At 35.6% G+C, this 20353-nt stretch carries 16 protein-coding genes, 11 tRNA genes and 1 rRNA gene; 2 read left to right on the top strand and 26 right to left on the bottom strand.

All coding sequences use genetic code 11. The features are described 5' to 3' along the window. The 10 genes from BN3326_RS16145 to BN3326_RS16190 form a co-directional block, all read right to left on the bottom strand. Positions 1 to 1509 (bottom strand): sugar ABC transporter ATP-binding protein, encoded by a 1509-nt coding sequence (locus BN3326_RS16145; protein ID WP_070000300.1) that lies wholly within the window; start codon positions 1507 to 1509, stop codon positions 1 to 3. A 206-nt stretch (positions 1510 to 1715) separates the two neighbouring features. Beyond that, positions 1716 to 2750 (bottom strand): ABC transporter substrate-binding protein, encoded by a 1035-nt coding sequence (locus BN3326_RS16150; RefSeq protein ID WP_070000301.1) that lies wholly within the window; start codon positions 2748 to 2750, stop codon positions 1716 to 1718. A gap of 308 nt (positions 2751 to 3058) precedes the next feature. Continuing rightward, positions 3059 to 4654 carry a response regulator gene (locus tag BN3326_RS16155; RefSeq protein ID WP_070000302.1) on the bottom strand — a complete coding sequence of 532 codons (1596 nt, stop codon included), beginning with the start codon at positions 4652 to 4654 and terminating at the stop codon, positions 3059 to 3061. Beyond that, on the bottom strand, positions 4647 to 6098 hold the full coding sequence (locus tag BN3326_RS16160) for a sensor histidine kinase (protein WP_070000303.1): 1452 nt from the start codon (positions 6096 to 6098) through the stop codon (positions 4647 to 4649). The genes BN3326_RS16155 and BN3326_RS16160 overlap by 8 nt, the downstream gene beginning before the upstream one ends. Before the next feature lie 2 nt (positions 6099 to 6100). Next, positions 6101 to 7099, bottom strand: coding sequence for an ABC transporter substrate-binding protein (locus tag BN3326_RS16165; protein WP_207646361.1), 999 nt, complete (start codon positions 7097 to 7099; stop codon positions 6101 to 6103). A 335-nt stretch (positions 7100 to 7434) separates the two neighbouring features. Further along, positions 7435 to 7668: an HPr family phosphocarrier protein gene (locus tag BN3326_RS16170; protein ID WP_070000304.1), complete on the bottom strand. Its 234-nt coding sequence runs from the start codon at positions 7666 to 7668 to the stop codon at positions 7435 to 7437. Between the two features lie 85 nt (positions 7669 to 7753). Next, positions 7754 to 8587, bottom strand: a complete 834-nt coding sequence (locus BN3326_RS16175) for a pseudouridine synthase (RefSeq protein WP_070000305.1) — start codon at positions 8585 to 8587, stop codon at positions 7754 to 7756. A gap of 133 nt (positions 8588 to 8720) precedes the next feature. Then, on the bottom strand, positions 8721 to 10262 hold the full coding sequence (gene guaA / locus BN3326_RS16180; protein ID WP_070000306.1) for a glutamine-hydrolyzing GMP synthase: 1542 nt from the start codon (positions 10260 to 10262) through the stop codon (positions 8721 to 8723). An 18-nt stretch (positions 10263 to 10280) separates the two neighbouring features. After that, entirely contained in the window at positions 10281 to 11735 is a 1455-nt protein-coding gene (gene guaB / locus BN3326_RS16185) for an IMP dehydrogenase (protein WP_070000307.1), read from the bottom strand. Between the two features lie 212 nt (positions 11736 to 11947). Next, entirely contained in the window at positions 11948 to 12457 is a 510-nt protein-coding gene (locus BN3326_RS16190) for a DUF6106 family protein (RefSeq protein WP_070000308.1), read from the bottom strand. A 207-nt stretch (positions 12458 to 12664) separates the two neighbouring features. Between BN3326_RS16190 and BN3326_RS16195 the strand changes: the two genes are divergently transcribed. Continuing rightward, positions 12665 to 13519: an undecaprenyl-diphosphate phosphatase gene (locus BN3326_RS16195; RefSeq protein WP_171903850.1), complete on the top strand. Its 855-nt coding sequence runs from the start codon at positions 12665 to 12667 to the stop codon at positions 13517 to 13519. A gap of 89 nt (positions 13520 to 13608) precedes the next feature. On the opposite strand, the gene groL is transcribed toward BN3326_RS16195, so the two are convergent. From groL to BN3326_RS16210, 3 genes are all read right to left on the bottom strand, one after another. Beyond that, positions 13609 to 15243: a chaperonin GroEL gene (gene groL / locus BN3326_RS16200; protein ID WP_070000310.1), complete on the bottom strand. Its 1635-nt coding sequence runs from the start codon at positions 15241 to 15243 to the stop codon at positions 13609 to 13611. Positions 15244 to 15264: 21 nt separating this feature from the next. Then, a complete protein-coding gene (locus BN3326_RS16205) occupies positions 15265 to 15549 on the bottom strand; it encodes a co-chaperone GroES (protein ID WP_070000311.1) in 285 nt (94 codons plus the stop codon). A gap of 212 nt (positions 15550 to 15761) precedes the next feature. Further along, entirely contained in the window at positions 15762 to 16637 is an 876-nt protein-coding gene (locus tag BN3326_RS16210; RefSeq protein WP_070000312.1) for a DNA-3-methyladenine glycosylase family protein, read from the bottom strand. Positions 16638 to 16910: 273 nt separating this feature from the next. On the opposite strand from BN3326_RS16210, the gene BN3326_RS16215 reads away from it, so the two are divergent. Next, positions 16911 to 17675 (top strand): DUF6062 family protein, encoded by a 765-nt coding sequence (locus BN3326_RS16215; RefSeq protein WP_070000313.1) that lies wholly within the window; start codon positions 16911 to 16913, stop codon positions 17673 to 17675. Positions 17676 to 17754: 79 nt separating this feature from the next. On the opposite strand, the gene BN3326_RS16220 is transcribed toward BN3326_RS16215, so the two are convergent. The 13 genes from BN3326_RS16220 to BN3326_RS16280 all read right to left on the bottom strand — a co-directional run. Continuing rightward, the gene (locus BN3326_RS16220) at positions 17755 to 18438 is read right to left on the bottom strand and encodes a CPBP family intramembrane glutamic endopeptidase (RefSeq protein ID WP_074463619.1); all 684 of its coding nucleotides are present in this window, start codon (positions 18436 to 18438) and stop codon (positions 17755 to 17757) included. A 117-nt stretch (positions 18439 to 18555) separates the two neighbouring features. Further along, positions 18556 to 18629, bottom strand: a tRNA-Ile gene (locus BN3326_RS16225). 6 nt (positions 18630 to 18635) lie between these two features. Continuing rightward, positions 18636 to 18708 (bottom strand) — tRNA-Thr (locus tag BN3326_RS16230). A 237-nt stretch (positions 18709 to 18945) separates the two neighbouring features. Next, positions 18946 to 19019: transfer RNA gene (locus BN3326_RS16235), tRNA-Arg, on the bottom strand. 48 nt (positions 19020 to 19067) lie between these two features. Then, positions 19068 to 19141, bottom strand: a tRNA-Arg gene (locus BN3326_RS16240). A gap of 37 nt (positions 19142 to 19178) precedes the next feature. Then, a tRNA-Leu gene (locus BN3326_RS16245) sits at positions 19179 to 19264 on the bottom strand. 6 nt (positions 19265 to 19270) lie between these two features. Beyond that, positions 19271 to 19343: transfer RNA gene (locus BN3326_RS16250), tRNA-Val, on the bottom strand. A gap of 48 nt (positions 19344 to 19391) precedes the next feature. After that, positions 19392 to 19465: transfer RNA gene (locus BN3326_RS16255), tRNA-Asp, on the bottom strand. 26 nt (positions 19466 to 19491) lie between these two features. After that, a tRNA-Ile gene (locus tag BN3326_RS16260) sits at positions 19492 to 19565 on the bottom strand. Between the two features lie 7 nt (positions 19566 to 19572). Continuing rightward, positions 19573 to 19645, bottom strand: a tRNA-Thr gene (locus tag BN3326_RS16265). 239 nt (positions 19646 to 19884) lie between these two features. Next, positions 19885 to 19956, bottom strand: a tRNA-Glu gene (locus BN3326_RS16270). Positions 19957 to 19988: 32 nt separating this feature from the next. Further along, positions 19989 to 20060: transfer RNA gene (locus tag BN3326_RS16275), tRNA-Asn, on the bottom strand. A gap of 171 nt (positions 20061 to 20231) precedes the next feature. Next, positions 20232 to 20353 (bottom strand): 23S ribosomal RNA (locus BN3326_RS16280); the annotation flags it as partial.

Raw genomic sequence — 20353 nt, forward strand, 5'->3', positions numbered from 1 at the left:
TTATTTACCTCCTGCTATCATTTTCATTATTTCATGCTCTGTTATTTCGTCACCTTCAAGCTCACCAAGCTTTTGTTTTTCACTAAATACTGCCATTCGGGTACAGCATCTTAGCATTTCATCCATCTCCGATGAGATAAAGATAACTGCCATGCCTTCATTCGCAAGTTTTACAACCAACTTTTGAATCTCTGCTTTTGTTCCTATATCAATCCCTCTTGTAGGTTCGTCTAATATAAGAAGCTCTGGATGAGTTGCCAGCCATCTTGCCAAAATTACTTTTTGCTGATTACCTCCACTTAGATTTTTGATAAGCTGTTCCCTATTTGGTGTTTTGATCTCCAGCAGTTTGATATATCTATCCGCAATTTCTTCTTGCTCTTTACGTTTAATAAACTTAAATAAACCACGCTGTGCCTGTAAAGCTACAATAATATTTTCTCTTATACTGAGATTTCCTAAAATAGCATCTGTTTTTCTGTCTTCGGGGCAATAAGCTATTCCTTTCTTAATCGCATCCAGAGGTTGCTTAAAACCGGCCCTTTCTCCATTTATATACATTGTTCCTTCAGATATTTTATCTGCACCAAATATTGCCCTTGCCGTCTCAGATCTTCCTGATCCAAGAAGTCCTGCAAGACCAAGCACTTCTGATTTTTTCACATTTAAGGTGACTGACTTAATATCACCATCAGATGTAACTTGTTCTGCTCTTAAAAATATTTCTTTATGTCCGTTTGTATCACTGTGTGTACTTTTTATAGTTTTTGACAAAGACTCATAATCTTTACCGATCATTTTACCAATAAGCTCTATCTTTGGAAGCTCTTTAGTCGTGTATTCTCCCACAAGTTCTCCATTTCTTAAGATGGTAATCGTGTCAGAAACTGCATAAACCTGATCCAGAAAGTGTGTTACAAATATGATGCCCATACCTTCTCTTCTGAGCTGCTTCATTACCTGAAATAATTTTTCACATTCAGCTGTGTCTAAACTTGAAGTGGGTTCATCTAGTATTAATGCTTTAGCTTCTACATCTAGCGCCCTTGCAATGGCCACCATCTGCTGGATTGCTACAGAATACTGCCCTAAGTTTTGCGTCACATCGATATCAATATTAAGTTTTTTCAATAGTTTTTTAGTCCTGTTATGAATGGTATGCCAGTCGATTATGCCATTCTTTTTAGGTTCTCTGCCTATGAATATATTTTCTGCTACAGATAAATTAGCACATAAATTCACTTCCTGATAAACAGTACTTATCCCGAGCTCTTGTGCATGCTTTGGACTCTTTGTGCGAATTTCTTGGCCATTTAGTTCTATTTGTCCGCAGTCTAACTTTTCTACACCCGTAAGCACCTTGATAAGCGTCGATTTGCCAGCTCCATTCTCCCCTAAAAGGGCATGTATTTCCCCTGCTCTTAAAGTAAAGTCTACATCCAAAAGTGCTCTCACACCCGGAAAATCCTTGCAGATGCCTCTCATAGTTAGCAATGGTTGTACCGTCATTTAAAAGCCTCCTTTTTGCATTTAAGCTATCGTTATGTGAGAATCCGCCTTAGTTCTTTTGTACTAAGGCGGAAAAAATATAATTAACCTTGAAGATTTATGTAGAATACTTGTTGTCTGGCAGGATTACTAAAGTATTCTTTTAGGCCGCCGTCTGGCGTGTAAGCACTATTTATGGGGGCCTTCAAAGTCAATTACTATCAAAATTAATACTTACGATTTGGAAGATCCTCTTTCGCTGTTTCTTGACGGAAAATACCTTCATCTGATTTAATCCATTTTTCTACTGTTTTACCATCTTTTAGATCTTGAGCTGCTTGGAAGAATTGTGGTCCAAGAAGTGGGTTACACTCAACTGTTACGTTAGCTTCTCCTGCTGCCATAGCTTCAAAAATACCTTTAACCCCATCGATAGATACAACTTTAATATCTACACTTGGTTTAAGCCCTGCATCTTTAATAGCTTCTATCGCCCCAAGTGCCATATCATCATTATGTGCATATACCCCATTAATTTGTCCTGGATGAGCTTTTAAGAAAGCTTCCATAACTTCTTTACCTTTTGCACGAGTGAAATCACCTGTCTGCGTTGCTAAAATTTTCATATCTGGATAATTACCAAGCTCATCTGTAAAACCTTTCATACGATCAGTAGCCGCTGATGCTCCCACTGTACCTTGTAGTTCCACAATATTGCCTTTGTTATTTAGAAGTGCTGCCATTTCTTTAGCAGCATTTTGACCTTCTAATATAAAATCAGAACCAATAAATGCAGCATATAAGTCTTCTGGTACATCTGCACGGCGGTCAACTAAAACAATAGGAATACCAGCATCTTTTGCTTCTTTAAATACCGTTTCCCATCCTGTTTCAACAACTGGTGCAACACCTATTACATCAACCTGCTGCTGAATAAATGTTCTGATTGCTTTAATCTGATTTTCCTGTTTTTGCTGTGCATCCGAGAACTTCAGATCCACACCTAATTCCTCAGCAGTATTAAGAATTGACCATGTTTCTGCATCACGCCATCCGCTTTCTTGACCAATTTGCGCAAAGCCTACAACTAATTTTTCATTTTTAGGCTGCTCTGCTGGTTTAGCCTCTGCTTGTTGAGCGGGGGCAGCTTGTTCTGTACTTGCTGCTGGAGCTGTAGTCGTGGATGATGGTGCACATCCAACAATCATTGTTCCCATCAGTAATACTGAGGATAATACTGCAACTAATTTCTTAAATTTCATTCTATTCCCTCCTAATTTTTATTATTTTAATGAATTGCCGCTTACAATCACAGTATATCTGCCTCTCGTAATTGTGTATATTCAATACATTATGATATATTTTTTGTATATAGTGTCTTATTTATAGGAAAATCTTCCATTTTATCTTTTATTATGTGCTTATATATGATTATTTCTGTATAGCATTTGTACACCGATAATCATATTGTTAAAATGATGTTTTCTTATCATAAAAAAAAGTAATAAAGTCTTTTAAAAAGACCTTATTACTTTTAAATAAAGTTACCTATTTGATTAATAGTAAATTTTTACCCTATAATCTTATGTTGTGAGATTCTATATTCTCTGGCACTCATTCCTACATTTTTTTTAAATAAGTAACTGAAATAGTGCGGTTCATTATAGCCAACAGCTAATGCTATGTCTGCTGAACGCATTGTTGTAGCTGTTAATAAATGCTTTGCTCTTTCAATTCTAATACGGGTAAGATATTCGATAAATGTTTCTCCTGTTTCTTGTGAAAAAACAGTACTAAAATGGTTAGGGCTCAGTGCAACTTCTGCTGCCACTGTATTTAAAGAAATGCCGGCACTTGCATAATGCTCATTAATATACTGTCTTGCCTTTCTTATAACGTTGCCATAACGCATAGTCTGAGTCGAATCCCTAAAATCAATAACCCTCTCTAAAAGGTCTTCAATAAATGCCGTAAGCCCTTTTTCTGAAGAAGCTATATCAAATAACAGGGTGGGATTGTCTATCTCTGGAATAACCTTACGGGTTTCTCCCCCTAGTTCTGTAATAAGCCGAGATGATGCAACAACTATATCCATAAGTATGTAATAAGTAAAGAGCAAGCTTTTTGTATTGGAATAATCAATATCTTGTGTGTAATAACGTATCATCTGAGGAATATCTTGTCTTGTTGCATACTTAAGCTTTTCATCAACAGTATTGTATTCTTCTATCATAAAACGTGTTATGGCCGGCTCTCTTTCAATATCCTTAATACTGATAATCTCCCCTTGCTTAAAGCGGTTTAAAAATTTAATAGCCTTTTTAGAGTCAAGAAACGAATGAGATATTCCCCCTATTCTATCTGCTATGGAGCCTATTCCAATCGTTAAAACCGCTTCGGTTTTAATGGCATATTCGCGCCTCAGCTCATCAGCAAGTTTATAGACTTCTCTCTCAATATTTTCTTCAGCAGTTCCTTTTAGAAGAAGAAGAAAGTTATCCTCATTTCTAAAAAAAGAAATAACATCTTTTCTATTTTTAATCAGCTTGCCAAGCTCTCTCTTTGCCTCTGATAAATCTTTGTAATCCGTTCCATTAGCATCTATCTCCACATTCAATACTAAATAATACTTTGAAATTAAATCTATCTTTACTTTTTTAGCCTCCGCAAGTGCATCTGCTGTACTTAAAGCCCCCATAACCAATTTGTCAAAAAACTGGTTTCTGAGAGTTTGAGCTGATGAGCTGAACTCTTTTTGCAGGGCTTCATGATCACTGCGCTGTTTTTTCTCTTCTTCAAGCCTTAAAACAATTTTATCCAGTACACCAAATAATTCTGCGGCCCCTACAGGCTTAAGCAAATATTCTTCTACCCCTATAGATATTGCATCTCTTGCAAAATCAAATTCATCGTATCCGCTTAAAATAACGATTCTAATCCAAGGCATTGTCTCTTTGATAATCTTTGATAATGCTAAACCATCCATAAAAGGCATTTTAATATCTGTTATTAAAATATCAGGGCGCACCTCTTCTATCATAGCAAGGGCCATTTCGCCATCTCCTGCTTCTCCACATAAAGTATAATTACGGTTATGATATTGCATCATATTCCTTATACCTTCTCGAATCACAAACTCATCTTCTACAACAAACACTTTATACATGTCTATCCCCCTTGGTGATTGGAAGTTTAAATGTTATTTGAGTCCCTTCTCCATACTCACTGTTAATCCATAAGCCAACTGTCCCTTCATAGTATAAACGTATTCTTCTATGTACATTATAAATACCAAAGCCCATATCTGGAAGCACATCATCCTGCCTCAGCATTTCTCTTAAGCTTTCTAATTTTTCTGGTAGAATGCCTATACCATTATCTTCAACACAAAAACAGCTCCATTTCCCCTCTTGCCAACCTTTAATATGAATGAATCCAAGCCCTCGCTTATTTTTTATACCATGATAAATAGCATTTTCCACTAAGGGCTGCAACAATAATTTAAGCATAGGTACATCGTTCAAATGAGGGTCAATCTCAATACTATAATCTAAAATATCGCCATATCGTATGGATTGAATAATAAGATAGTTGCGTACATGTTCTATTTCTTGGGCAGTGGTAATCCAATCTTTTCCTTTACTTAAAGAAATCCTGAAAAAATTTGTAAATGCCAGCGTAATCCTAATAACTTCCTGATGCCTTTTTTGTTCAGCAAACCAAACAATAGTATCAAATGTATTATATAAAAAGTGGGGCGTAATCTGAGCCTGCAGTGCCTTCATCTCAGCTTTTTGTACTTTCCGCTGTTCTTCTATACTGCAATCTATTAAGACCTTGATTCTTTCAGCCATAATATTTAGACTGTGTGTAAGATCTTTTAATTCTTCCACCTCTGGCTCCTCTGCCCTTACAGATAAATCTCCTTCAGCGATTTGTCTAGCCATATACTCTAATTTCAAAATCGGAAAACCAATTTTATAATTAACTGACTTAAAGCCAATGACAGCAAATCCTATGACAAGTGCACAAATAGTAGCAACCAGCAGTGTACTGACTAAGGTAATTCTTTGAATAGACTGATTGACCCTGCCTATATCTTCAATTTCTACCCGAATAAATTCCTGTAACACCTCAGAGACTAAAACGGATACTCCCCTAATCTCTTCTAGAGTCTTTTCACTTTCTGCCACTCTCTCCTGCGTATTTATTTGAACCCCTATTTTATCTACATAGGCTGTCAGTGTCATCATCGCCCTTTGGGCTACTTCTATAAGCTGCTTGCCTTTTTTGTCATTGGTTCGATTGACTAAGTTACTCAGTGCATGATCAATCCGCCCAATCATTACGTATTGATTGCTCTCATCAAATAGCTTATGACCTACTACAATACTCCACATTTCACTTGGTATATCGCTTTTTACAATAATATTAAGCCTATTGGCTTCTTCTATATTGGTAATAAGACGATTATATTTATTGGTTAATACATTTAAAAAAATCCAGCTGAAAATACAAGGGCTGATAAGCATCACAATAATAATAAAATAAGAGCTTCTCAACCTTTGTTTAATACTTTTAGGACGTATTCTATCTATTTTTTTTCTCATAGTCAATAGCCTCTTGGCGCAATAAGAGATAAGTCATCCCATTCTGTAAATACCATATCTTCTACAAAAACAGTCCGTGGGATATTTTCTCCTTTTAAGAGCCTTTTAGTAAGATCAACAATGGTATCTCCAAGTTTTGGATTACACTCTATGACACAATTAACCTTTCCTTGCTTTAATGCATCAATAATTTTTTGTTCCCCATCTATCGTAATGATAATAATATCTTTGCCCGGTCTAATCCCCACTTCTTCCATGGCTTCTATAGCGCCTAGTGTCATCGAATCATTATGTGAGTAAAGAACATCAATGTCTTGATACTCATCTAATATGTCTTTCATAATTTCTTTCCCTTTAGAATGCATAAAATCTCCGCTGCGGCTGCATATAACTCTAAAGTTAGGATTTTCTTTAATGACTTCTTTAAAGCCTCTGCTTCTTCCTTCAGCTGGTGAAGAGCCTATCGTCCCATAAAGCTCAACAATATTAATCTCCTCTTTATATCCTTTAAATTTTTTTTTCAGAAATTCTCCTGCCATTTTCCCTTCTTTATGAAAATCAGAGCCTACAAAACATCTATAGAGATCTGGCTGTTCGGTCTTAATTTCCCTGTCTGTTAATATAACTGGAATATCGGCAAGCTTCGCTTCATTAAGTACATTTTCCCAACCTGTTTCTATAACAGGGGAAAGTAATATTGCATCAACTTGATAAGCAATGAAAGATCTTATTGCTTTAATTTGATTGTCTTGCTTCTGTTCAGCATTGATATACATAAGCTGCATCCCTTCAGCAGATGCTGCTTCCTTAATGGATTGGGTATTACTTAACCGCCATGAACTTTCTGCCCCAACTTGTGCAAATCCTAAAACAACGGTTCGTTCATCTTTCAGCTGTTGATCCAGCCTACTGTTTTCACCTTGACACCCTGAGAGCATCAACAGCCCTCCACACCCTAACATTAGAAATATTATCCTTTGCATATGCAATATCTTTCTCATCTCTATCCCCCTAGACATCTAAATATAGAACTTCTGTCTTTTTAACCCCTTGGAATAAATGGCTATTTATAGATCATTAAAATTGTAATAATAGTTTGTTTTATCTTTTACAGGTATCTGTTTATTATATAAAATACTATCAATTTTTTTTGTACTTCTATTATATTTGGATACTTTATATAAATTCTACTATTAATTATGTGACGATATATTTTTTTTGTCAATATAGTTTAACATGCATATACTATACATAAAATATAAAAGTGGCTATAACTTTGATTTTTACAAAGCTATAGCCACTTTTATATTTATATATACTTCTGAAATTCGATTTGCTATTCTACATCCATATATTCTGCCAGTTCACTGTATAAACCTTTTGCATCCACATCATCATCAGTTACAAGAAATAATTCTTCATTTAAACTAAGTGCAAAAATACCGAGAATTGATTTTGCATCTACCATTCCACTTTTACTATGAATCCATATATCATATGGATACTTACTTACAACTTGATTTATCTTTTGTATATTATCAATATTTTTTACTTTAATTGCTTTTTTCATTGATTTTACCTCCTAATTTTATCATTTAATTTAATTTTAGTATATTGTATAAACTTATTTTTTACAATATAAAAATAATACTGTCTTAGTTACGATTTATTCCTGCCTCTTCATCTTGCCACGACCCGATGCAGCCTTGATTTTCTATTAACTTCTGTATTTCTTGTTCTGTCACTACTCTATACTCCCCCTTTTCAAGTGATTTGTCTAACATTATCCCACCAATAGAAATTCTCTTTAGGTAAACTACATAACACCCCACAGCCTTTAACATACGCTTTACTTGATGTTTACGCCCTTCTGAAATTGTAAGATATCCGGAGATAACAGACTGCTCATAAAGATTTTTCTTCTTATTTATAAATTTTCCAATGTCCATTTCATTTTTAAGTTCATGATACATCCCTTCTTTTAATACTTCAATCTTTGCGGGCTTTGTCAGTGTTTCATCTTCTCCAATACAAATTCCTGTCTCCAATCGTTTCTTATCTTCGGAGTGTAACGCACCAAATGCCCAAAAAAAGTACTTTTTTTCAACATGCTTTTCTGGGCACATTAACTGATGATTAAAGTCTCCATCATTAGTCAAAAACAATAATCCTTCTGTATCTTTATCTAACCTTCCGACAGGAAACAGACCATTTATGTTAACATTTTCAAAATAATCTAGTACCGTTTTACTTTTTGCATCTTTTCTTGCAGTAATACACCCTGCAGGTTTATGAAACATATAATACAATTTTCCTGTATGAATAACCTCTTTGCTAAGATATTTTACAACATCAGCAATTGGGTCAATTTGCACTGCCGGTTCCACTATCACTTGATCATTAACGATTACCTTACCTTCTTTTACATAGGTTCGAACGGTTTTCCTCGTTCCCACTGATGCCTCTGCTAAAAATTTATCTAATCTCATATTTTCTCCTAGAAGTTGTTTGTAATATATTATTTCTTCTGCAAATCTAGATTATCTTTCCATATACAAAAGTGACTACAACCTTATCCCTCATAAAGTCATAGCCACTTTAATTTATTTATACCAATTCATTCTATTCAAACTCAATAGTTGCCGGTGGTTTTCCTGTGCAGTCATACATAACACGGTTAACCCCTTTTACTTCATTTACAATTCTAGTTGTTACTTTGCCAAGGACTTCCCATGGAAGCTCTGCTGATTCTGCTGTCATGAAGTCGCTTGTGGTTACGGCACGAAGTGCAATAGCATAGTCATAAGTTCTTTCATCCCCCATGACACCTACTGAACGCATATTAGTAAGGGCTGCAAAGTACTGACCAATCTCTTTTGCGATGCCTGCTTTTGAGATCTCTTCACGATAAATAAAATCTGCTTCTTGTACAATTTTTACTTTTTCTGGTGTAACATCACCGATGATTCTAATACCAAGACCTGGACCTGGGAAAGGTTGTCTAAATACAAGGTATTCCGGAATACCGAGTTCCAAGCCGGCTCTACGTACTTCGTCTTTAAATAACAGACGTAATGGCTCAATAATTTCTTTAAAGTCTACACAATCTGGAAGTCCGCCTACATTGTGGTGTGACTTAATCACTGCTGATTTACCAAGACCACTTTCAATCACATCTGGATAAATTGTTCCTTGAACTAAGAAATCAACAGAACCAATTTTCTTAGCCTCTTCTTCGAATACACGAATAAACTCTTCACCAATGATTTTTCTTTTAGCCTCTGGTTCTTCAATGCCTTTTAATTTTTCATAGAATCTATCTTGTGCATTGACACGGATAAAGTTAAGGTCATAATGTCCTTTTGGCCCAAATACAGCTTCTACTTCATCACCTTCATCTTTTCTAAGTAACCCATGATCTACAAATACGCAAGTAAGCTGTTTACCAATAGCCTTAGAGAGCATAACAGCAGCTACTGAAGAGTCTACTCCTCCTGATAGCGCACATAATACTTTTCCGCTACCTATTTTCTCACGAAGTGCTTCGATGCTTGTTTCTACAAAAGAATCCATTTTCCAGTCACCTTTGCATTCGCAAACGTTATGCACAAAGTTTGAAAGCATCTTCATGCCTTCTTGTGTATGCATAACTTCTGGATGGAATTGAACTGCATAAAGTCCTTTTTCCACATACTCCATGCCAGCCACTGGACATACTGGTGTATGCGCTGTAACTATAAAGTTTTCTGGTGCTGTTTCGATATAATCTGTATGACTCATCCAACAAATTGTAGAAGGTGATATGCCTTCAAATAATTTCGACCCAGTATTGACGTTAACTTCTGTTTTACCATACTCACTTACTGGTGCTGTTACTACTTTTCCCTCTAAAAGGTGTGCCATAAGCTGAGAACCATAACAAATCCCCAGTATTGGAATCCCTAATTCAAAAATTCCTTTATCACAAAGAGGTGATTCTTCACCATATACACTATTCGGCCCACCTGTAAAAATAATACCTTTTGGATTCATTTCTTTAATTTTATCTAAACCAATATTATAAGGATGTACTTCACAATATACATTACTTTCTCTAACACGTCTTGCAATAAGCTGATTGTACTGTCCACCAAAGTCAAGAACTATAACCAGTTCATGTTCCATGCTTGTAATCTCCTTTAATTAGTATTCTATACTGTAGTTTGGTGCTTCTTTTGTAATATGAATATCATGAGGATGACTTTCTTTAAGTCCTGCACTTGTAATTTTAACGAAAGTTGCTTTTTCCTGAAGCTCTTCAATACTTGCTGAACCTGCATAGCCCATACCTGCACGAAGTCCTCCGATAAGCTGAAAAATCGTATCTGATAAATAGCCTCTATAAGCAACACGTCCCTCTACACCTTCTGGAACGAGTTTTTTGGCATCATTTTGGAAATATCTGTCTTTACTTCCTTTTTCCATAGCTGCTATAGAGCCCATACCTCTATAAACCTTATATTTTCTGCCTTGATAAAGCTCAATTTCTCCTGGGCTTTCTTCACATCCAGCAAGCATAGAACCCATCATACAGACACTTGCTCCTACACCAATTGCTTTTACTATATCGCCTGAATATTTAATACCACCATCTGCTATAATAGGCACGCCATAAGGTCTTGCTACCTTTGCACAGTCTTCTACTGCTGTGATCTGTGGTACTCCAACTCCAGCTACAACACGGGTTGTACAAATAGAACCTGGTCCAATCCCTACCTTAACAGCATCTGCCCCCGCATCAATAAGTGCTAGTGTTGCTTCTGCTGTCGCTACATTCCCGGCTATAACTTGAAGCTGCGGATATTTTGCCTTGATACTTCTAACTGTATCCATAACGCCTTGTGAATGGCCATGAGCCGTATCTACTGTAACGACATCGACCTTGGCTGCTACAAGTGCGTCTACGCGTTCTAATACATCTCCAGTAACGCCTACTGCTGCCCCTGCTAAAAGTCTTCCCTGAGAATCTTTTGCTGAGTGAGGATACATAATTGCCTTTTCTATATCTTTAATCGTAATTAATCCCTTTAGATTACCTTCACTATCTACAATAGGCAGTTTTTCAATACGATGATCAGCTAAAATTTGTTTAGCTTGAAGAAGATCAGTTCCTTCTGGTGCTGTAATAAGGTTTTTGCTTGTCATCACTTCTTTAATTTTACGATTATGATTGGTCTCAAAACGAAGATCACGATTTGTTAAAATACCTACTAATTTAGAACCTTCTGTGATAGGGACTCCGGATATCCTGTATTTTGCCATAAGTTCATTAGCTTCATACACAAAATGCTCTGGAGATAAAAAGAATGGGTCTGTTATAACACCATTTTCTGAACGTTTTACTTTGTCTACTTCATCGGCTTGCTCTTTAATAGACATGTTCTTATGGATAATGCCAATACCGCCCTGACGTGCTATTGCAACAGCCATAGTTGCTTCTGTTACTGTATCCATGCCTGCACTCATAAGAGGAATATTAATAGTAATGTTTTTTGTAAGCTTTGTGTTTAAAGTAACGTCCTTTGGTAATATGTTGGAATAATTAGGTACAAGTAAGATATCGTCAAATGTGATACCTTCTTTTAATATCTTTGACATGTGTTAGCCTCCTGGAGATATGTTGATTATTTAGAGTGGCGTAAAACCGAACATTTAAACATAAATATGAGTTTTTGTACACTTTACCATATCTCTTTATATGTTGTCAAGATATCTTACTAATCCTTAAAATAATTGTTTATTTTGTATTTTTCTTAACTCTTTTATATTTAAAACCTGTAAAAAAATATAAGCTATAAAAAACTTATAGCTTATATTTTTTTAAACACCTTATGAGGTGCCTGTTTATGCAGTTCATTTAGAAAAGCTTCATTAGGTGTAATAAGTATTTTATACAGTGTACCGTCTTTTGAGGTGATAATAGCATAAGTATTTGCCCCATTTTTACCATCACTTGCATTAATAACCTTATTCCCTTTTTGGAGCTCTGATTTACGCCTGTCATCATGAATACTCGCCATAATTTCTATAGCTTTCATATTAATAGTAAGCACTCTTTTGCGTTTTGACCGGTTAAAGATTACATCTATATCCAACTCATTATTTGTTAAGATATATTCATACTCCTTATTAAACTTGCTAAATAAGGCTGCTGCTCCAAATAAAACACCTAAAATAAGAATAGGCCCTATCAATTGTCCTCCGAATAAAAATGCTGCGCCAGCAATAATGACTGCTCCTAGTACAATTCCTGTCTGAGCCAAATTATCCATATTTGATTTAGTTTGTTTAACAAGGTATTCCTTAAAAATTTCTGCCATAATACTTTCCTCTCTGCTCCTCTAGATTTTATAATCTCACTTATATTAAAAATACTATAAAACTGTTGTTTTTTCAACATTTATTCGATTTTATTTTATATTTCTAATTCAGTGTTATAATAAAGTAATAAATATATAGCTTGTTTTCATAAACTGATAATAAGCTAGTCTGCTAAAAAATGTATTATTCGTGAGGAGGATATGATTTTGGATTTACTTTTCGCTTTAAAAGCTGCAGTTCTTGGTGTAATCGAAGGTATAACAGAATTTCTGCCTGTATCTTCTACGGGCCATCTTATTATTTTTTCTAATTTACTTAAATTTTATAACAATGCCGATAAAGATTATGTGGATATGTTTAATATGGTCATCCAGCTTGGTGCTATTCTTGCTGTCGTTGTATTGTATCGTGCCAAAATAATAGATACAATACAAAATCTATTTCCTGGCAAAAAAACTGTGCTTGCTAAAAGTGGTATTTATTTTTGGACAATGATTCTTATTTCTTGTATTCCTGCAGGTATAATAGGTATCAAATATAATGACTTCATTAAAGAAAAGTTATTTAATCCGCTTGTAGTAGCCTGTGCCTTATTTATAGGTGGGATATGGATGATTTATGCCGAGAGTAAGCTTCGAATCAATGATAACCGGTCCCTTTCAGATACACCTATCAAACCTTGGCAAGCACTTGTTGTAGGACTATTTCAAGTTTTATCTATTATTCCTGGTATGTCAAGATCAGCTTCTACTATTATAGGGGGCTGGGTAGCTGGCTTCTCAACCGTTGCAGCTGCTGAGTATTCATTTTTTCTTGCTATCCCGGTCATGTTTGGACAAAGCTTACTTAATATACTTGAGATGAGAGCTAAGCTTTCCATAATGGAATGGGCTTCTCTGGCAATTGGATTTGTAGTTTCTTTTATTGTCGCACTGATTGTTATTGATAGCTTCTTAAATTACCTAAAGAAAAAGCCTATGAAAATTTTTGCAGTTTATAGAATGATCTTTGCTTTTATTGTACTGGCGCTTGGGGCCTTTGGACTTTTTATCCCAATATAATCTTTAATAAATGAAGAGTGTCCACAAAGTATTGTGGACACTCTTCATTTATATAATTAATTTTTGTGCGAATAATGGTTGATGTTAAATTACATCATCCCCATACCGCCCATGCCGCCCATACCACCTGCTGGCATAGCTGGTTCATTTGATTTAATATCTGCTACAATACACTCTGTTGTTAAGAATGTAGCTGCTACTGATGTAGCGTTTTGAAGAGCACTTCTTACAACTTTAGTTGGGTCAATAATGCCGCCTTCGATCATATCTACATAGTCTTCTGTAAGTGCATTAAAGCCCATTCCTTTTTGAAGTTCTTTAACTTTATTGATAATAACTGCTGGTTCAAGACCTGCATTAGATACGATTTGACGAAGTGGAGACTCTAGTGCTTTTAAGATGATACGTACTCCTGTTTTTTCGTCTCCTGATTTATCAGCAATAAGTTTTTCAACTTCTTTAATAATATGAATATAGGTGCTTCCACCACCAGCAATAATACCTTCTTCTACTGCTGCACGGGTTGCTGCAAGCGCATCCTCTATACGAAGTTTTCTTTCTTTCATTTCAGTTTCTGTAGCAGCCCCAACTTTGATCACTGCCACACCACCTGCAAGTTTCGCAAGTCTTTCTTGAAGTTTTTCTCTATCGAAATCTGATGTTGTTTCTTCTATTTGACGACGAATTAAAGATACTCTGTTTTTGATATCTTCTTTATCTCCAGCACCATCTATAATAACTGTGTTTTCTTTGTTTACTTTGATGCTTGCTGCACGGCCTAAGTGTTCTACCGTAGCTTCTTTAAGGTCTAGACCTACTTCTTCTGATATTACTGTTCCACCTGTAAGTGTTGCAATATCTTGAAGCATTTCTTTTCTTCTATCTCCAAAGCCTGGTGCTTTAACAGCCACACAGTTAAATGTACCACGTAGTTTATTAACTACTAATGTAGATAAAGCTTCACCTTCTACATCTTCTGCAATAATGAGAAGACGTGCGCCTGTTTGAACAATTTGCTCAAGGACTGGTAAAATTTCTTGAATATTAGTGATTTTTTTATCTGTAATTAAAATATATGGATTTTCCATAACAGCTTCCATTTTCTCTGTATCTGTTACCATATAAGCAGATAAATAACCTCTGTCAAATTGCATACCTTCTACGACATCTAACTCAGTAATCATTGTTTTTGATTCTTCTACAGTGATTACACCATCATTAGATACTTTCTCCATAGCATCAGCAATGAGATTTCCTACTTCATCATCACCTGCTGAAATAGCAGCTACTCTTGCGATATGATTTTTACTGTCTACAGGTTTACTCATGCCTTTAATAGCATCAACTGCTACAAGAGTTGCTGCTTGCATACCACGACGAATAATAATTGGATTTGCACCTGCTGCAACATTTTTAAGCCCTTCTGTGATCATAGCTTGAGCAAGTACTGTCGCTGTTGTTGTACCGTCTCCTGCTACGTCATTTGTTTTTGTTGCAACTTCTTTTACAAGTTGTGCACCGATATTTTCAAATGGATCTTCGAGTTCTATTTCTTTTGCTATAGATACTCCATCATTTGTAATAAGAGGTATACCATATGATTTATCTAATACAACATTACGACCTTTTGGTCCTAAAGTTACTTTTACTGCATCTGCTAATTGATCTACTCCTGATTGAAGTGATTTTCTAGCTTCTATTCCAAAACGAATTTGCTTTGCCATTTTTATATTGCCTCCCTTTAATTATTCTACAATTGCTAAAATATCGCCTTGCTTAACGATAACGTATTCTTCTTTATCTACTGTTACATCTGTACCTGCATATTTAGAGTAAATCACTTTATCTCCAACTTTAACTTGCATTTCTACCTTTTCACCATCTACAATGCCACCAGGTCCTACTGCTACTACAACAGCTTCTTGTGGTTTTTCTTTTGCAGTACCTGTTAAGATAATGCCTGATTTTGTTTTTTCTTCAGCTTCAAGGTGTTTGATAACAACTCGATCTGCTAATGGTTTTAAATTCATTAAGAAAGACCTCCTTTTATATAGTTATAAATAATTTTTGTGGTTTTGTTAGCACTCACTTTGATAGAGTGCTAATCATATTTATAATATTATGGTATAAATTACATTTATGCAAATGTAATTTTTTACGATTTTAATATTTTTTAATCACTTTTGATTAAATTTCTTTTATTTTCTTTTGTTTTTAGCCTTTTTCACTCGTTTTTATTTTATTATTTAAAAAGATTATTTTCTCTTCCATAAAAAAATAAATACTGCTGTGCATAGCCTGCTAAGTCTCCAAAGTACTCTTTTGCAAAGCTTTGTATTTCAGATAAATTTACATCTTTGCCTTTAAAGTATATCCCTTCTATTACTCTTTTAATCCATACATCTGTAGGAAAAACCTCTGTTTTTGAATAAGCGAATAATAATATACAATCTGCAATCTTAGGGCCTACACCTTTTACTTGCATAAGTTTTTCTTTAGCTTCTTCTGCTGAGAGAAGATAAAGGTCATTTAAAATAAGTTCTCCATTTAAGACTTTTTGGCAAGCATCTAAAATATAGGGTGCTCTAAAACCAACCTTACATGCTCTTAAATCTTCTTCTTTTGCATGAGATAGCTGTTCAGGTGTAGGAAAGGTATAATAAGCTTTACCATATTCATCATATTCATCGATAGGTAAGCCAAATTGCTGTGCTATATTTCTTATGCATTGTTTAATGTGCGGAATGGCTTTATTTTGAGACAAGATAAAAGATATAAGCATCTCCCAAGGGTCTTGTTTAAGAATTCTTATCCCACTGCCAAACGCTATAGCTTGTGACATATAGTCATCCTTTTGAGAAAGCTTTTGTACAATATCTTTATAGTCTGTAGTAATGTCTAAATATCTACTCCATATTTCTTCTAGTTCACCAAGATTAGTATTGTGCACAAGTACGCTGTTACTGTCTTCCTGCTGGATTATTTTGATAATCTTATTTTTTGCATTTAATAAATAACTACTGTCTGATATTTTTTCAAATCGAAATACTTGTCCGCTTTCCAAGATCTGCCTTATGTCAAAATAGTCTACATTCTCCAGCATTACAACATTTTTCATGTTTACACGCCCTTTTCACTTGACTTCTTTGATATTATTTTTATTATACCTACTCCCTGCTTTATTTGATAGCCTTAAAAGTTATAATGTGAAAATTTTTATATTTTATACTCTTAATATGTTATAATATATAGAGAAACAACCTATAAACCTGAGTTTATTCATTACTATAATCTTGTTTCTCTGAATAATTTCACATTAAATAACATCGTTAATAAGTTAAAGTTTAAAATGTGGAATCTATAATATAAAATAAGCAGAAGGGAGTTTTATATGAAAGATACGATTTATACTATTCCTTTAACAGATGCTTTTAAAGCAGAAGATGAATGTCCTTTTTGCTTTATAAAGCGCAAACTAGAGCAAGATACCCTTTCTTTTATACTAGGCTGTGCTTATATGGAAGATGATATTAGAGAAAAAACAGATCATATGGGGTTTTGCAAAGAACATTATAAAAAAATGTATGAGTATGGCAATCGTCTTGGCATGGCACTTATGCTACACACCCACTACGTGCAGCTCCAAAAAGGTTTGAAGAAAAAAATAGCTACTTATGCCCCCTCTCATTCTGGCTTCTTGTCCAAGTTTAAAAAGACAAGATCTTTAGAAGAACCTTCCAATAGTGCTCTTAGTGATTGGATCAAAGATCAAAATAAAAGTTGTTATGTATGTGATTCTATTGATAAAAACTTTAAAAGATATATGGATACCTTTTTTCACCTTCTAACGCATAGCGAAGATTTCAAACAACTCTTTATGAATTGTAAAGGGTTTTGCATTTCTCATTTTGGAGATATATTAACACTTTCTGATATAAAATTTTCAAATAAAGAAAAAGAAGTCTTTTATCCCATTTTATTTAACATGATGGAAGAAAATCTAAAAAGAATAGAAAAGGATATTTCTTGGTTTATAGATAAATATGACTATAAAAATAGTAACGCTGACTGGAAAACATCTAAAGACGCTATCCCTCGCGGTATTCAAAAGCTTGCCGGTATTTATGTACAAGATCCACCTTTTAAAGAAAAATAGACGCTATAATAAAAGTAAGGCATACTAGATTAGTGTGCCTTACTTTATGCTCTGCTATAATATGAGTGAGACTTATCTGCTATAGATAAAACATCTTAATACCAATTAAAATAATAGCTATATCTGCGAATATATGCACTGTCCATGAATTAAGAATGCTATTTGTTTTAGTATCTAAATAATTAAAAATAAGCCCTCCACCGAATAGTCCTATAAGTATAAGAGCCATAATAGGCATACTAAACCAAGTTTTAAATATGGCTACATGATATACTGAAAAAAGCAGCGCAGAAAAAATATAAGCAAACTTTTCATATCCTTTATTATACAGTGATAAAAAGATAAATCCCCTAAAGAAATACTCTTCAAGAAAAGAGTTGCCAAAAATAATATACACTGCAATAAATGGAAAAGTTCTGGCATTAATGCTTGATGTTGCCATTAGCTCACTAGCAATTAAATCTAGGTCTATATAGGCTTTCATAATAACGTATGTTGTAAGTATCACTGCTACCACGCCTATTCCTAACATTACAGCTGTTTTAATCTTCTTTATATCCCCTTTAAGAAAGAGGACTTCTTCTATAGGCACATGTTCTACTAATGTACAGTACGCAATAGGCAATGCACTAAAGAAAACTATTTTAACTGTTGCAGCCACCACGTAATTCATCGTTATATATTGCTGTAAACTATAAACCATACTGCCGCCTATACATGCTACACAAGCTATTAAACATATTCTTATTGTATTTCCCTTCATACTTTTCACCATCTTCTCCTAATAATTTTAAATTCTAAAACAAGCTATACTATTGAGCTTAATAGTATAGCTTGTTTTTATGCTTAATTTTATAGTTTTAGAAACGTTCTTTATAAATGGACCCTCGGGGACTCGAACCCAGGACCGTCCGGTTATGAGCCGGATGCTCTAACCAACTGAGCTAAGGGTCCATATTAAGCCGACGATCGGACTCGAACCGATAACCTGCTGATTACAAGTCAGCTGCTCTGCCAATTGAGCCACGTCGGCGTATTTAGTTTATCATATACTTGATGTGTCTCACTTGGCAGAGTACCTCTGCCTCTCGACCAAAGTACGGTCTTCGCATGAATTGAGCCACGTCGGCGTATTTAGTTTATCATATACTTGATGTGTCTCACTTGGCAGAGTACCTCTGCCTCTCGACCAAAGTACGGTCTTCGCATGAATTGAGCCACGTCGGCATATTTAGTTTTATATACATATTAACTTTAAAGCAATAAAAAACGTGCGCAAAAGGATTCGAACCCTCGGCCTTCTGATCCGTAGTCAGACGCTCTATCCAGCTGAGCTATGCGCACATAGTATTAACATATATTAAATTTAATATTTATATAAAATTGAAAAAACGTGCGCAAAAGGATTCGAACCCTCGGCCTTCTGATCCGTAGTCAGACGCTCTATCCAGCTGAGCTATGCGCACATTAAAAATATTATGCTTTTAAAAAGCAAAAAAAATATGCCCGAGACCGGAATCGAACCGGTACGGGAGGTAAGTCCCGCAGGATTTTAAGTCCTGTGCGTCTGCCAGTTCCGCCACTCGGGCATATCATGGTCGCTATAGGGCTCGAACCTATGACCCTCTGCTTGTAAGGCAGATGCTCTCCCAGCTGAGCTAAGCGACCATATTTGCAGTGAATAGACCTAATAGTTAAATATTATTTATTCACTAACGACCCAGAAGGGACTCGAACCCTCGACCTCCGCCGTGACAGGGCGGCGTGCTAACCAACTGTACCACTGGGCCAAACATTTTGACTTAATAATTTTAGATGGACCCTCGGGGACTCGAACCCAGGACCGTCCGGTTATGAGCCGGATGCTCTAACCAACTGAGCTAAGGGTCCATATCTAAGCCGACGATCGGACTCGAACCGATAACCTGCTGATTACAAGTCAGCTGCTCTGCCAATTGAGCCACGTCGGCGTATTAAGTTGTCATATACTTGATGTGTCTCACTTGACAGAGTATCTCTGCCTCTCAGACCAAAGTCCGGTCTTCGCATGAATTGAGCCACGTCGGCGTATTAAGTTGTCATATACTTGATGTGTCTCACTTGACAGAGTATCTCTGCCTCTCAGACCAAAGTGCGGTCTTCGCATGAATTGAGCCACGTCGGCATATTAAGTTGCTAATACTTGATTTTTATAGCTTTATTAAGCTAATGACCCATAGGAGAATCGAACTCCTGTTACCGCCGTGAAAGGGCGGTGTCTTGACCGCTTGACCAATGGGCCTAACAGTCTCAAGTTAATCATGAGACTTTAAACTCCCCGAGTAGGGTTCGAACCTACGACCCTTCGGTTAACAGCCGAATGCTCTGCCGCTGAGCTATCGAGGAATGCATGAGTAGTATATCAAAAGTCGTGACGCATGTCAACATCTTTTTAATAGCGTTTGACAACGTAGTTTGCTGTGAACAACGCACTATATTGTTTGTACTCACAAAACTAAACACAATCAAATTATTTTTCATTTAACCGTTTTAAGTGATTTATTGTCACTTGTTTTTTAGGTCAAACCCTCGAACCGTTAGTATTGGTCACCTACATGTATTACTACACTTACAGCTCCAACCTATCAACCTCATAGTCTCTAAGGGGTCTTACTCCATTTCTGGATGGGAAGTCTTAT

This window comes from Cellulosilyticum sp. I15G10I2 (assembly GCF_900095725.1).
Taxonomy (GTDB): Bacteria; Bacillota; Clostridia; order Lachnospirales; family Cellulosilyticaceae; genus FMMP01.